The following is a 14,707-nucleotide window of genomic DNA, read 5'->3' as shown; positions in this document are numbered from 1 at the left end:
TTTAGTACGATTGTTTAATATTTTTTATATAAGTCAAAGTTTCAGGCCCTTTGTTACAAATTAGGTCTAAAATTGATAAATCTTTTACGAATCCCAATTTATCTGAGAAGGTCTGATAATATTCTTCCATTTCAAATTCCGAAGGTTGTTTTGCTGAAAACTTTTCTCTGAAATTAATCTCTTCCGGATTTTTGATATACTCTGTATTCAAAGACTGTGCCTTTTCCGTTTTCAGAATCTGCTGTAAAATAGCCAATGCTTTTAAGTTGAAGTCTAAAAGATTGGTTTCTTTCAGATCGAATATTTTCTTCAGTTTATCTTCATAAAACTCAAAATAAGGAGAACTTTGATAAGCTGTTTTTATTGATTTCCAATGAAGACTTCTCCAATCTTCCCTGTAAGAGATTTCAATATCTTTTAATTCTCTCTTTCCGTTATGATTGATTGGAATAATTAATGACAATTTCCCATTGGCTCCAAAAATATTGGCCCTGTTTCTATACGTCTGTTTGGGAAAATTCTCAAACTGTTCAAATACAATTTGATTTTCAGGATTTAAAAACACTGAAAACCAAGAAATAGGTGGTAAATAAAATACCGGTAATAATACATTCGTCATATTCATAATGCAAAAATGAAGTATTTTTTCAAATACTTCATTTTATTTCTATTTTATTTAATTATAAATCTTCTTCTTTTTTATTCTTTCTGAATAGTTTCATAAAATATTCCCAACCAAAGAACAAGATAAGAATCATCGCTGCGATCCACCAGTACGAAGTTTTATTGGCTTCTCCTGTGTTGGTCGCTTTAAACATTCTTTCCCAACGGATTTTTTTAGGAGCCTGATAAGTTGAACTTGCATCAGAGAAAGCTCCCTGAATACTCATCCAAGTAAACATCGGTTTTCCTACAATGTTTTCTTCAGGAACGAAACCAAAGAATCTTGCATCTAGTGAAGCATCTCTGTTATCTCCTATCATCATATAATAATCTTGCTGAATAGTATATTGATTGGTTTCTTTTCCGTTAATAAAGATTTTTCCGTTTTTGTTTTCTAAACTGTTGTGCTCATATTCAGAAATAATCCATTGATACATTGGAAGAGATTCTTTATTAATAGCCACAACATCTCCTTTTTTAGGAATTCTTAATGGACCATACCAATCCTGATTCCAAGGTTTATTAACCGGGAAAATAGATTGAGTAGTATCTATGCTTTTTGTATAAGCAGATTTATCAGCGTTTAATTTATAAGAAATCGTAGCAGAATCTTTAGGGAAAATACTTTCCTCCATACTTACCACATTGGGTAAAGCTTTTATTTCTGCAGCCGTTTTATCAGTTAATCCCTGGAATGCATACAAGAATCCTTTTTCAGTCTGCATTTCTCTTACAGGCAAAAATCCGTAAGTATTATATAAAGAAGGAATATCTAGTTGAGATCCTGTATTTACCGTATAAGCATGTTGAACTTCCTGGTCTCCTAAAACCGTTTCTGGTTTTCCGTTTACAAAAAGTCTTCCTCCTCTCATTTCAAAAGTATCTCCTGCAACAGCAACACATCTTTTTACATAAGGATCTTTTCTGTCAATGGCTACGTGTACAGAATCCTGAGGATAATTGAATACTACTACGTCGTTTCTTTGAGGCTTGTTAAATTGTAGGATTCTTGAATATGGTAATTTAACTCCTTCTGCATAAGATTTAGGATCATCTTTAGGATTTCCTTTTTCTCCCGTATCCATAATGGTTCCCTGTAAGAAAGGAATTGCAACCGGACGCATAGGAAGTCTGTATCCATAGCTCCACTTGTTTACGAAAAGGAAATCACCTACTAAAAGTGTTCTTTCCATAGATCCCGTAGGAATTCCGAATGGCTGCGTAACAAAAACGTGGATAATCGTTGCAAAAACTACCGCAAATGTAATAGAACCTGCAAAAGTATCTTTTTTCTTGTTGCTTTTTTCTTCGTCTGTTAAGAATAGATCATCAGCACTTTCGTCTTCAATTTCTACATCTTTAGAATAATTTACACTTGCCATGTAAATAAACGGAAGAATTACTGTAAGAAGCTGATGCTGGAAAAGATTTTTTCCAAATTTCTTCATTAAATAAATATGAAAAACAGACATCATAATAGGTCCTACAATTGGTAAATAGGATAAAACCGTCCACCATTTCGGATGTTTTGTTTCTTTTAAAATAATGAAATAATTATAGAAAGGGATAAAAGCAAATAGCGGACTATATCCCATTTTCTTAAACAGCTTCCAAGTAGAAATTCCCATCAATACAGATAAGATGAGAACATAAACTGTGTACGTTAAAAAGTAATTCATAAAATTCTTGTGCCTAATCTATAATATAAGTAATCTGTAATGAGCAATGGGTAATTTTCTTTCATTGATCATGTACTACTAATTAGTTTACAATGTAAGGATTTTGTTACAAAATTAAAGACCTAAAACGTCTTTCATTTCAAAATTTCCTTTTTTATCTTTAATCCATTCTGCAGCGACTACAGCTCCTAATGCAAAACCGTTTCTGTTGAATGCGGTATGCTTGATTTCAATTTCATCGACTTCGCTTTTGTAAAAAACACTGTGCGTTCCCGGAACCTCATCTTCACGAATTGCAAAAATACCCAATTGGTTATCTTTTGTTTCATCCAATTTCCAGGCATCAAACTTTGAGTTATGCTTAAAAATACCTTCCGCAATAGAAATTGCCGTTCCGCTTGGCGCATCTTTTTTATGAATGTGATGAATCTCTTCTAATTGACATGAATACTCATCTACACTTTTCATTAAATCTGCCAATTTCTCGTTTAAAGCAAAGAATAAATTGACTCCTAAACTAAAATTTGATCCATATAAAAATGCTGTATTATTTTCAATTGAAATTGTTTCGATCTCAGATTTTTTTTCCAGCCAACCAGTTGTTCCGCAGATTACAGGAATTTTATTTTCAAGACATGCTTTTATATTTTCAAATGCCACTTCGGGAAGTGAAAACTCAATAACAACATCCGGATTATTAAGATTTTCAGCAGTTGGAGTTTCTTTTAGACGGGCTACGACTTCATGACCTCTTTTCTGAGCAATTTCATCGATGATTTTACCCATTTTACCATATCCAACTAATGCTATTCTCATATACTTTATTATTATTTTAATTATCCAAAATTTAGAAAATTCTGTACAATTTGTTAAAATCTATAACTTAAACTTAAACCCGTTTTAGGAGGGGTAATTCCATATTGATCCTGAATAACAGCAGGTGAAAAAGAGAGATCCGGATCGTGGCGGCTTTCATAAAGATGGGAATCTACCACCGCATCTACAATATTCAGAATATAAATAAGTCCTGTGATTGCAATAGCGTAATCTCTTTGCCTTTTTGCTCTGTCTTGTGCATTTCCCAAAGCAATTTTATCCAAGAAAGGTTTGTCGCTTAAAAACTCATTGGGTCTGCCATTTAACTTATCCAGATAATATTGTCGGTATTTTTTGTACTGATTGTCATTCCAGATGGCAATTCCAACTCCTGTTCCTACAGCTCCCCATACGATCGGAATTTTCCAGTATTTTTTATTGTAATATTGTCCTAATCCGGGTAAAACAGCAGAATACAACCCTGCTTTCGTAGGGTTGAGCTTTATTGTTTTTCTGGTAGGTCCGTTTGCACTTTCTAAATCTTCTACAATTTTTGCTTCCGATTTCAGCTGTTTTTTAGGCTTTTCCACAGATGCTTTCTCATTCGTAAGAGAATCTACCTTAATAGTATCATTAGGTATTGTTTGTGAATAAGCCACTGCGAACAGACACAGAAAAAATGTGAAAAATATTTTCTTCATTTATTTTATATGGGATAAAATATATTCCAGCTCATCTTCATTTTTGAAATCCAGAACAATTTTACCTTTTTTACCATTTCCGGAGGTTTTGATCTCCACTTTTACATCTAATATATCAGATATTGTTTTCTGAACTCTCTTATAGTTATTAGAAAGCTCTGCTTTTGCTTTTTTGGCAGCAGGTGATTTCGGATTTTTTAAAGCCGTAGCTGCTTGTTCAGCCTGACGAACATTCAATTGTTCTTTGATAATTAAATCAAACAGAATCTGCTGATGTTCTTCATTTTCCAGACTGATGATCGCTCTACCGTGTCCTGCAGAAATCTCTCCGCTTCTGATCGCGTTCTGAATATCCGGACTTAATCTTAACAGTCTTATCGAGTTGGTAATGGTACTTCTGTCCTTCCCTACTCTTTGGCTAAGATTTTCCTGTGTTAAACCAATTTCTTCTAAAAGCCTGTGATAAGTAAGTGCAATTTCAATAGCATCAAGATCCTCTCTCTGAATATTCTCAACAAGAGCCATTTCCAAAAGCTCCTGATCATTCACCAAACGAATATAGGCAGGAATACTGGTAAGACCGGCAATTTTACTTGCTCTGAAACGTCTTTCCCCAGATATAATTTCGAATCTTTCTCCGTCTTTTCTTAAGGTAATGGGCTGAATAATGCCTAAATTTTTAATAGACTGAGCAAGTTCATTTAATGCTTTTTCATCAAAATAAGTTCTTGGCTGGGTCGAATTCGGATAAATATCTTCTATGGATACTTCTACAATATTTCCCACAAATTTATCTGCTCCCACATCGGTAGCAGAATTAATCGTCGCTTTGGATTCAGCACTAAGAATAGCACCTAAACCGCGCCCCATCGCTCTTTTTTTGTCCTTCATATTTTGCTTTTAGCTTTTGGCTATTTGCTTTTAATTCTTTACTAATTTTTCGTTCTTCAACAAAACTTCTTCTGCCAGCTGAATGTACTGAACCGCTCCTTTACTTTCTGCATCATAGTTCAAAATACTTTCTCCAAAACTCGGCGCTTCACTCAATCTTACGTTTCTGCTGATGATGGTTTCAAATACCATTTCAGGGAAATGCGAGTTTACTTCCTCCACTACCTGATTAGACAATCTCAATCTGCTGTCATACATCGTTAAAAGAAGTCCTTCGATATCTAAATCTTTATTATGGATTTTCTGAACATTTTTAATGGTATTCAACAATTTACCCAAACCTTCCAATGCAAAATATTCGCACTGAATCGGGATAATTACAGAATCTGCAGCAGTAAGCGCATTCACGGTGATCAAACCTAAACTCGGAGCACAATCGATAATGATATAATCATAATCATTTCTTACGCTTTCCAATGCTTTTTTCAGCATATATTCACGGTTGTCTTTGTCTACCAGCTCAATTTCCGCTGCTACCAAGTCGATGTGAGATGGCACGATATCCAGATTAGGAGTCGCAGTCTGTTTGATACAGCTTCTTGTATCAATACTGTGCTCCAACAAATTGTATGTAGAATACTGAACATCATCAACCCCTAAACCTGAGGTAGCATTCGCCTGAGGATCAGCGTCAATGATTAATATTTTCTTTTCCAATACCCCTAATGCTGCTGCTAAATTCACTGCGGTTGTAGTTTTTCCAACACCTCCTTTTTGATTAGCGATACCTATGATTTTTGCCATTCTTAGAACTTTAAGATTCAAAAATACACTTTTTTCTTTGCTCTAGGTGAGTCACAAAATCAAAAATAGAGTTAAAATACTGTTAATAAGGTTTTTAGTAATAAAAAAAATTATCCACAAAAAAAATTCTTTGTGGATAACTGTCAAGATTTATTATCGAGATATTAATTATCAAACTTCATCGATATAGGAAATTTAAAAGAGCTTCTTACAGATTCTCCTTGTTTATTTTTTCCAGGTGTCCATTTCCCTTTCCCAGAAATAGCTTTTATAGTTCTAATTGCTTCACTATTAAAATCTGCGTTGGTACCATTTGCTTTAATTCCTGAAATTGTTCCGTCAATTTCTACAATAAAAGTAATTGTTGTTCTCATGATATCACCAGACTCAAAACCTGATCCATCAAAGTTATTCATTACCTTATTTCTGAAAGCTTCTATCCCGCCACTAAAATTAGCTTCTGCGCTTAATTCAGTTTCGATTTTATTTTTATCTACTTTGGGTGCTTCTGGCTTTACATATGGAGCTACAGGTCCTTTTATAGTAGTTTCCGTATTTTGAATGGGAATATATGTATTTACCGGAGGATCTGCTTTTAAATTAGTTGTTAATCCCGCCACTGCATCATTTGGTATTTCTTTTTTCTCACTTTCAATCGCATCCCTTTTAGGTTCAACCACTCTTGAGTCAAAGGTTTTCACATTAGGAGGAGTGGTAGGTTTTACAGGCTCTATTTTCACTGGCGGTGTATCCGGACGATCTACCCGATCTAATTTAATAACTACGGGAGGACCATCTGTAGGAACATGTACCGTACTTTCACTATTGAATGCATTAATCACAAATGGTGTAATAGAAACTGCAGCCAATAAACTCACACCTACAAAAAGTGCTCTTGTTAATATTCTGTCTGATTCATTTCTTAAAACATAAGCGCCGTATTCTTTGTTGCGGCCTTCAAATAAAACTTCATTAAAACGAAATTCTTGATTTTGGTGTAGGTGTTTCATCACTAAAAATTTAAACTGTTAAAAATAAAATTATCAGTTTTTCAAATACTGACAACTAATCACCAAACGTCTATCAAAATATTTGCCAAAAATTTACCAACCTAACATCAAAATAAAACTTTCTATAAAAACAATTAAAATAAGCTATGTAATAAATATATTTTATAAGGGTATATAAAAACAAAAAATCCCGCTAAAAAGCGGGACTCAAAATATCTAAATGATCTTAGAATAATTCTTTTCTGATAATGTTCTGACTTCTTTCAGGACCAACAGATACTAAGTATACGTTGATTCCTAAATACTTCTCGATAAACTCGATGTATTCCTGAGCCGTTTGCGGAAGCTCATCATAGCTCCTTGCTTTCGTGATGTCTTCATTCCAACCTGGTAAATCTTGGTAGATTGGTTCGTAGTTGTATAATTTTTCTGTTGAAGAAGTGAAATAATCGATGATTTTTCCGTCTTCAGTTTTATAATGTGTAACCACTTTCAGGTTTTCAATTCCTGTAAGAACGTCTAATTTTGTAATTACTAAGTTATTGATCCCGTTGATCATACAAGCATGCTTCAAAGAAACTAAGTCTAACCAACCTGTTCTTCTTGGTCTCCCTGTAGTTGCTCCGAATTCTCCACCAATTTGTCTGATTTTCTCACCCAATTCGTTGTCTAATTCAGATGGGAAAGGTCCGTTTCCAACTCTTGTACAGTATGCTTTAGCAACACCGATTAAGTTTTGAAGTGATGTTGGCGGAACTCCTGCTCCTGAGCAAACTCCTCCTGTAGATGGAGAAGATGAAGTTACGTATGGATAAGTTCCGAAATCGATATCAAGCATCAAAGCCTGCGCTCCTTCGAATAAAACGTTCTTGCCATCTCTGATTGCTTCGTTTAATTCCAGTTCCGTATCAACGATTCTGTCTTGAAGCTGTTTTCCGATTTCTAAATATTCGTTGTAAATTTCTTCAACGTCTAACGTCGGTTTTCCGTAGTATTTTTCAAAAAGAGAATTCTTAATTTTTAAGTTTTTCTCGATTTTGTCTCTTAAAATTTCAGGATTCAGAAGATCGATCATTCTGATACCCACTCTTGCAATTTTATCTTCGTAGCAAGGTCCGATTCCTTTCTTCGTCGTTCCGATCTGCGTTCCTCCTTGCTCTTCTTCACGGTAAGTATCCAAAAGAATGTGGTAAGGCATGATCACATGCGCTCTTCTGCTGATGAAAATGTGGTCAGTTTTCAAGCCTTTGCTTTCGATCTGATTCACCTCCTTAATGAAAGATTTAGGATTTACCACTACTCCGTTTGCAATGATACATTTCCCTTTGCACTGAAGAACTCCCGATGGAAGAAGGTGCAAAACGAATTTCTCCTCACCTACATAAACCGTGTGACCAGCGTTGTCTCCCCCTTGGAAACGTACAACGTAATCCGATTTTGCCGATAAAACATCCGTGATTTTTCCTTTACCTTCATCTCCATACTGAAGACCTACAACTACGTAAGTTGACATATTTTTCTTTTATTTTAGATTCATGCAAAATTACTTTTAAAAAATTGGGTGAGCAAATTTGTGGCGGATTTTATTTTTGGGTGGGGTGGAAATCATGTGGTTGAAAGATTTACTTATTATACATTTATGGTTTAAATTTCAGAGAAATTGATAACTACTAAAAACATTAAAATAAAATACTGGAAAACATTCAAGATGAATATATAAATCTTCACGTTGATATTATTAACACAAATGTGCATCTTAACTGGACATTATCTGAAACCAAATCATTATTATTTCACTAGAAATCTTTCGACAGCTTAGATTCCTGCGGAATGACAAAAAGTATGGATATTATTTTTATTATTCTTTACTTCAACAAAACCTCACCCATCACCCCAATCTCCTCCAAAAACATCTCATCATGCGAAATCACTACCAAAGTTCCTTGATAATCCTTAATAGAATTCGTTAGAATTTCCACATTCTGAAGATCTAAATTATTCGTCGGTTCATCGAGGATAATCATATCGGGCGCTTTATTACTGATGGAAAGTCCGCACAGAAGAAGTCGCAGACGCTCTCCACCACTCAGAACATCGCACTTTTTGTCCCATGTTTCCTTTCCGAATAAAAATCTTGACAATAAGGTTTTCACTTCAGATTCCTGCAACGCATTATCGTTGAACTGTTGGGCAAAATCATAAACCGTTGCCTGTTTATCAATCAAAGAATATTCCTGATCAATATAAATCGTCTGAAAATCCGATCTCGAAATCATACCAACAGAAGGTTTTAAATCTCCTAATAATAGCTTGATTAAAGTCGTTTTCCCCGAACCGTTCGAACCTTTAATCGAAATTCTGTCACCGCTTCGGATTTCAAGATTGAGGTTTTCTTTCCAAAGATTTTCATTATCATATTTAAAATTAATTTCTTCCGCCGAAATCAAAAATTTCCCCGAATGCAGACTAGAATCATTAAAATTAACCTTCATCTGATCCGTATTTCTCACCGACGAACGCAAATCTCTCAAATCACCTGAAATATCATTGATTTTCTCAGCATGAACAGACTTTAATTTTGAAGAATTTTTCTCGGCATTATTTCGCAGTGTGTTCATCATGATTCTCGCCACGCCCGACTTTTCCTGCTTTCCTTTTCCTCTCGCATCGAGTTTTTGCTTTCGTTCGATTGTTTCTCTTTCTTTTTCTTTTGCCTTTTTCAGCGCCCGTTCTTTGGAATGAATATCGTTTTGCAAGGCTTCATTTTCAATTTCTTTTTGTTCAGCATAAAAATCATAATTTCCGCCATACGTCGAAATTCCCTGATTGCTCAGTTCAAAAATCGTATCGACTAAATTCAGCAAAATACGATCGTGACTCACAATCACAACCGTCGAACTTGTTTTTTCAATAAAATCATACAACAAATTTCGACCTTCCAGATCAAGATGATTCGTCGGTTCATCCAATAAAATAATTTCAGGTTGGTTGATTTGAATTCCCGCCAGAAAAACCTTTGTTTTTTGTCCGCCACTCAGGCTTTCCAGTTTTTGATTTAAATCTAAATTTTCAAGTTTCCAATATTGTAAAGCTTGCTGACAACGTTCTTCGACGTCCCAATCGTCATTCAATGTTTCAAAATAGATCTCATCCACTTCCCCACTCGTAATTTTTTGGAGAGCGTTGAATTTTTTGTCAATTTTTAAACATTCTGCAACGGTCAGATCATTAAAATTTCCGAACATCTGAGGAACATAAAATAGATCACCCTGAATATTGACCGTTCCTTCCAACGGTTCAATTTCATTAGCTATGATTTTCAGCAAGGTCGATTTTCCCATGCCGTTACTTCCGACCAAAGCAGATTTTGTATGTGATGGTATTGTTAAGTGAATAGAATTAAAAAGCAGATTCCCCGCAGGAAACCCAAAGGATATATCGTGTAAAAAAAGCATAATTTCTTTCTGTAATTAAGTTAGAACTGCAATAACTTTATTTGTTATCGCTTATGAAATCTGAAAGAAATTGTATCCTACATGCTGATATTTTGGGTTTTGTAAGTGGCAAAGATAGGGATTTTAAAATATTTCAAAATTTATATCCATTGTCATTCTGACGAAGGAAGAACCTCTATTCTCAATTTTGTAAACTTTCTTTATTCTAGCTTTTTCCAGCTATCCACTCATACTCCTCACACCAATGCTTTTCCACCGCTTGCTGCGGGGTAACCGTTTCTATCTGGGCTAGGTAATGATTGCGTTTCAAACCACCCCGTCAAAAATTTCTTTGAAATTTTCGCCACCCCTCCAAAGAAGGGGAATTCCAGCGAGGAAGGAACGAAGTAACGAAGCAGTCTCAAAAATTATCACAAACAATATTAAAAAAAGATTCTTTACTCCGCTCTGCTTCGTTCAGAATGACAGAGTGGACTCTCATTATAGTGTCATTTTGAAAATAATAATAAAGATTTATATTTAAACAAAAACACAGATTATCAAACGCTTAAAAGTCATAAAATATTTTCATCAAAAATCCGTAACTTTGCAGCCTACTAAAAATTTTATGGAAAGTATTAAAGTTCACGACAAAACTTTTGTTCCTTATTTGAAGGATGCCGAGATTCAGGAGATTGTAAAAGCTACGGCTTTAAAAATTTATGAAGATTATAAGGATGAAGTTCCTGTTTTTATTGGAGTTTTGAACGGAGTAATTATGTTTTTCTCAGACCTTTTGAAGCATTATCCGGGAGAATGTGAGATTGCTTTCATCCAGATGAGTTCTTATGTAGGAACTGAGTCTACAGGAATCGTTTACCAGAAAATGGAACTGACGAAAGACGTAAAAGACCGTCATATTATCCTTGTAGAAGACATTGTAGATACTGGAAATACGGTTGAAAGTCTTTTCAAATATTTTAACGAAACCCAGCGTCCAAAATCTGTAAAAATTGCTTCATTCCTATTAAAACCTGCAGTATATAAGAAAGATTTTAAACTGGATTATATCGGAAAAGAGATTCCAAACAAATTTGTTCTAGGTTACGGATTGGATTATGATGAATTGGGTAGAAATTTATCTGATTTATATCAATTGGAAGACGGACAAATCAACCATTAAACGCTGTTGGCTATTAGCTGATAGCTTTTAGCTTAAAAAGTAAAATAAAGAAATATATTTAATAATAACTTAAAAACGCTAAAGGCTAAAAGCAGGTAAGCTCAAGGTAAAAAAGCCAAAAGCAAGCTGCCAATCGCCGGAAGCAAAACAACATTATGATAAACATTGTTCTGTTTGGCCCTCCAGGAAGTGGAAAAGGAACTCAAGCACAAAACTTAATCGAGAAATTTAATTTAAAGCAAATCTCAACAGGTGATCTTTTCAGATTTAATATGAAAAATGATACTGAGCTTGGGAAACTGGCAAAATCATATATCGATAAAGGAGAATTGGTTCCTGATCAGGTAACAACAGATATGCTGATTGACGAGATCAGAAAGCCTACGGATGCAGCAGGATTTATTTTTGACGGATATCCAAGAACTGCTGTTCAGACAGAAGCTTTGGAAAAAATCGTAAAAGAGGAATTAAATGATGAGATCGACGTGTGTCTTTCTTTGGTAGTGGAAGATTCAATTTTGGTTGAAAGACTATTAAAAAGAGGAGAAATCAGTGGAAGATCTGATGACAGCAATGTTGAGATCATTGAAAACAGAATAAAAGAATACTACGCAAAAACAGCAGAGGTAGCCGAACTTTACAAGCAACAAGGTAAGTATGTAGAGATTAACGGTGTTGGAGATATTAATGAAATCTCTGAAAAACTTTTTGCTGAAGTAGAACAAGTAAAATAGATTACAGTTGATCGTTGGCAGTTGATAGTTGTCAGCAATCACAATCAACTGACAACCATTAACTGACAACTAAACTATATGTCAAATTTTGTAGATTACGTAAAGATTCATTGTAAAAGCGGTCATGGAGGTGCAGGTTCTGCTCATCTTCGCCGTGAAAAGTATATTCCTAAAGGTGGTCCTGATGGAGGTGACGGAGGTCGCGGCGGACACATCATTATGAAAGGAAACGGTAATGAATGGACTTTACTTCCTCTTCGATACACCCGTCACGTAAAAGCGGAACGTGGTGAAAACGGAGGCAAAAACCAGCTGACAGGAGCTTACGGAGCTGATGTCTATATTGAAGTTCCGATCGGGACTATCGCTAAAAATGAAGATGGAGAAATCATCGGCGAAATCATGGAAGATGGTCAGGAAATCATCCTGATGGAAGGAGGAATGGGAGGAAAAGGAAATGAGCATTTCAAATCTTCTACGAACCAGACTCCAAGATTTGCACAACCGGGAATGGACGGACAGGAAGGTTATGTCGTTTTCGAGCTTAAAATTTTAGCGGATGTAGGTCTTGTTGGTTTTCCAAATGCTGGGAAATCTACCCTTTTAGCGTCTGTTTCTGCTGCAAAACCAAAAATTGCCAACTACGCGTTTACAACTTTAACTCCGAATTTAGGAATTGTGGATTACAGAAATTACAAATCTTTTGTAATGGCAGATATTCCGGGAATTATTGAAGGGGCTGCAGAAGGTAAAGGTCTTGGTCACAGATTTTTAAGACATATTGAAAGAAATTCAATTTTATTGTTTTTAATTCCTGCAGATTCTGAGGATCATTTCCAGGAGTTTAAAATTTTGGAAAACGAATTGAAAGAATACAATCCGGAATTATTGGATAAAGATTTCATCGTTTCTGTTTCAAAAGCGGATCTTTTGGATGACGAACTGAAGAAAGAAATTTCTGCTGAATTCCCTGAAAACAAACAGCCGTTGTTTTTCTCAGGAGTGACTGGTGAAGGTCTTGTAGAGTTGAAAGACGCGATCTGGAAGCAACTTCACGGATAAAAATTCGAAACTTAAATAATATTCAAAAGGAGAAACAGTAATGTTTCTCCTTTTTTTACAATTGAACTTTTATAAATAACTCTTATTTTTTAATGAATTTCTTAGTTATTTTCCCTTCTTTTGTTTCAATAGTAATGATATAAGTTCCTGCAGGCAGGTTTTTTACATCTACTTTATTGTCGCGGAGATTTACATTAATATTTTTTCCTGAAATATCAGAAACACTTACATTTTCAACTTTCAAATCGGTTTTTACCGTAAGAAAATCAGAAACAGGATTAGGGTATATCTCAATATTTTTATTCAGTAATCTTTTGTTTCTTTCTTCCTGATCTAACATTAAAACCATTCTTTTTTGATTGGGATTTGACTGCTGCTTAGATATCATTTTGTTGCCATCTAGATCTAATGCAGGAATTAATTGTGGTAACCCGTATCCGGTACTTCCTGTGCCTCCTAAATATATTGCATTCAAATCTACTCCAATGCCTGGTCCAAATACATCTGGTTTTAGGATCTGAGCCAAATAAAGTTGATAATTTTTACTGAAATAAATATCATCTTTTGCATTTCTCTGGATCGCCATACCTGAACCTGAAGAATAAGGCTGCGGATCATCATACACCATCATAGAATGAACTGATGTACCCGAAGAGTTGAGTAAATCAACCGCATAAAGATCTTTAGCTCCTAAAAAAAGTACAGAGGCATCTTTATTAAACTCAGCTGAATACGTTCTTAACCCATTCGCTTCCAGGTAAAAGTCAGGAGCAATCTCACCAGTAGCAGCGTTAAAAGAATATACTTGGTTAGTAAAATAAGTATCCGGCAAACTCCAGCCTGCATAAGTATCTGACCACGGAGAAATACATATGTAATGGGTAAAATGACCATTGTAAACTTTTGGAGATGCTTTTATACCGTAATGGTTACCACTTATTGGTTGATAAAGATTACTTATAACAGGATTTCCATTATCAAAACCATTAGCATCCAAACGATAGGCAAACAATCTTTTATCATTCGGTATTAACACCCAAAATGAAATCCCGTCTGTATTAGGTACAATAGTGATCGCTTCAGAAGTAAAGACATTTCCCGCATCATCCAACACCGGAATTTGCTTAAAACGATACATGACATCTCCCAGAGGAAATCCATTGGTTCCAATACTTCCCAAAGTCATATCAACAATTGAATAATTGATTCGATAATTAATATTGTTAAGGCCATTTGCACCAGTCGTGAAAATATAATATTGACTATCATTTGCCGGGTTTTTCACAATAGCAAGTTGTTCTGCGGTATCGCCATATGAAACTAAAACTCCATTTGACATCACCTGGTTTTGTCTATTCCAAATTTTTTGAGAGCTGGCATAAAAAAGCAAATTGCCATTACTATCACTTACAGAACCACAACCTTCCAGTGTTTCCATAGCACTGTTCGTAATGGCTACAGGTGTAGAATTAGAAAAGTTTACAGCTCCTTTATATCCAAAGTACCAATTATCATTTTCACCTTGCCCAAATAATGTATTAAAACTCAATAAAAGAATAGGAAATAAAAAAAGTTTTTTCATTTTCATTAATTATTTATTTTTAAGTTATTTTGATAATCTGTAATCATAAATCATCAATATTTACATTGAAATTTTATCATTAATATTATCATAAAAGATTATTAATTTATTTAAGTGCTTAAAATTAGCTCTTGACATATGATTACTA

General features: G+C 34.7%; 13 protein-coding genes. 3 read left to right on the top strand and 10 right to left on the bottom strand.

The window, feature by feature from the left end:
- Nucleotide 1 precedes the first annotated feature (1 nt).
- The 9 genes from LV842_RS08140 to abc-f all read right to left on the bottom strand — a co-directional run bounded on the left by LV842_RS08140 (nucleotide 2) and on the right by abc-f (nucleotide 10,019).
- Nucleotides 2-625 (bottom strand): WbqC family protein, encoded by a 624-nt coding sequence (locus tag LV842_RS08140; RefSeq protein ID WP_233110949.1) that lies wholly within the window; start codon nucleotides 623-625, stop codon nucleotides 2-4.
- Nucleotides 626-680: 55 nt separating this feature from the next.
- Nucleotides 681-2,342: a signal peptidase I gene (gene lepB, locus LV842_RS08135; RefSeq protein WP_233110948.1), complete on the bottom strand. Its 1,662-nt coding sequence runs from the start codon at nucleotides 2,340-2,342 to the stop codon at nucleotides 681-683.
- 114 nt (nucleotides 2,343-2,456) lie between these two features.
- The gene (gene dapB / locus LV842_RS08130; RefSeq protein ID WP_233110947.1) at nucleotides 2,457-3,158 is read right to left on the bottom strand and encodes a 4-hydroxy-tetrahydrodipicolinate reductase; all 702 of its coding nucleotides are present in this window, start codon (nucleotides 3,156-3,158) and stop codon (nucleotides 2,457-2,459) included.
- Between the two features lie 53 nt (nucleotides 3,159-3,211).
- Nucleotides 3,212-3,859, bottom strand: a complete 648-nt coding sequence (locus LV842_RS08125) for a DUF5683 domain-containing protein (RefSeq protein ID WP_233110946.1) — start codon at nucleotides 3,857-3,859, stop codon at nucleotides 3,212-3,214.
- Nucleotides 3,860-4,750 (bottom strand): ParB/RepB/Spo0J family partition protein, encoded by an 891-nt coding sequence (locus tag LV842_RS08120; protein WP_233110945.1) that lies wholly within the window; start codon nucleotides 4,748-4,750, stop codon nucleotides 3,860-3,862.
- Between the two features lie 30 nt (nucleotides 4,751-4,780).
- Nucleotides 4,781-5,554, bottom strand: a complete 774-nt coding sequence (locus tag LV842_RS08115; protein ID WP_233110944.1) for a ParA family protein — start codon at nucleotides 5,552-5,554, stop codon at nucleotides 4,781-4,783.
- A gap of 164 nt (nucleotides 5,555-5,718) precedes the next feature.
- Nucleotides 5,719-6,564: an energy transducer TonB gene (locus LV842_RS08110; protein ID WP_233110943.1), complete on the bottom strand. Its 846-nt coding sequence runs from the start codon at nucleotides 6,562-6,564 to the stop codon at nucleotides 5,719-5,721.
- A gap of 226 nt (nucleotides 6,565-6,790) precedes the next feature.
- A complete protein-coding gene (locus tag LV842_RS08105; protein ID WP_233110942.1) occupies nucleotides 6,791-8,077 on the bottom strand; it encodes an adenylosuccinate synthase in 1,287 nt (428 codons plus the stop codon).
- Nucleotides 8,078-8,429: 352 nt separating this feature from the next.
- Entirely contained in the window at nucleotides 8,430-10,019 is a 1,590-nt protein-coding gene (gene abc-f / locus LV842_RS08100) for a ribosomal protection-like ABC-F family protein (RefSeq protein ID WP_233110941.1), read from the bottom strand.
- 607 nt (nucleotides 10,020-10,626) lie between these two features.
- Here abc-f and LV842_RS08095 point away from each other — a divergent pair.
- From LV842_RS08095 to obgE, 3 genes are all read left to right on the top strand, one after another.
- Nucleotides 10,627-11,181 (top strand): phosphoribosyltransferase, encoded by a 555-nt coding sequence (locus LV842_RS08095; RefSeq protein WP_233110940.1) that lies wholly within the window; start codon nucleotides 10,627-10,629, stop codon nucleotides 11,179-11,181.
- Between the two features lie 155 nt (nucleotides 11,182-11,336).
- Nucleotides 11,337-11,915: an adenylate kinase gene (locus tag LV842_RS08090; RefSeq protein WP_233110939.1), complete on the top strand. Its 579-nt coding sequence runs from the start codon at nucleotides 11,337-11,339 to the stop codon at nucleotides 11,913-11,915.
- 78 nt (nucleotides 11,916-11,993) lie between these two features.
- Complete coding sequence (obgE, locus tag LV842_RS08085; protein ID WP_047437783.1) at nucleotides 11,994-12,977, top strand: GTPase ObgE; 984 nt, start codon at nucleotides 11,994-11,996, stop codon at nucleotides 12,975-12,977.
- Nucleotides 12,978-13,059: 82 nt separating this feature from the next.
- Here obgE and LV842_RS08080 read toward each other — a convergent pair whose 3' ends face one another.
- A complete protein-coding gene (locus LV842_RS08080) occupies nucleotides 13,060-14,559 on the bottom strand; it encodes a T9SS type A sorting domain-containing protein (RefSeq protein ID WP_233110938.1) in 1,500 nt (499 codons plus the stop codon).
- Nucleotides 14,560-14,707: the final 148 nt, after the last annotated feature.

The sequence above is a fragment of the Chryseobacterium gwangjuense genome, from assembly GCF_021311115.1.
GTDB lineage: Bacteria > Bacteroidota > Bacteroidia > Flavobacteriales > Weeksellaceae > Chryseobacterium > Chryseobacterium gwangjuense.
Note: the sequence above shows the minus strand (reverse complement) of the source record. Positions and strands in the feature narration are given on the sequence as shown.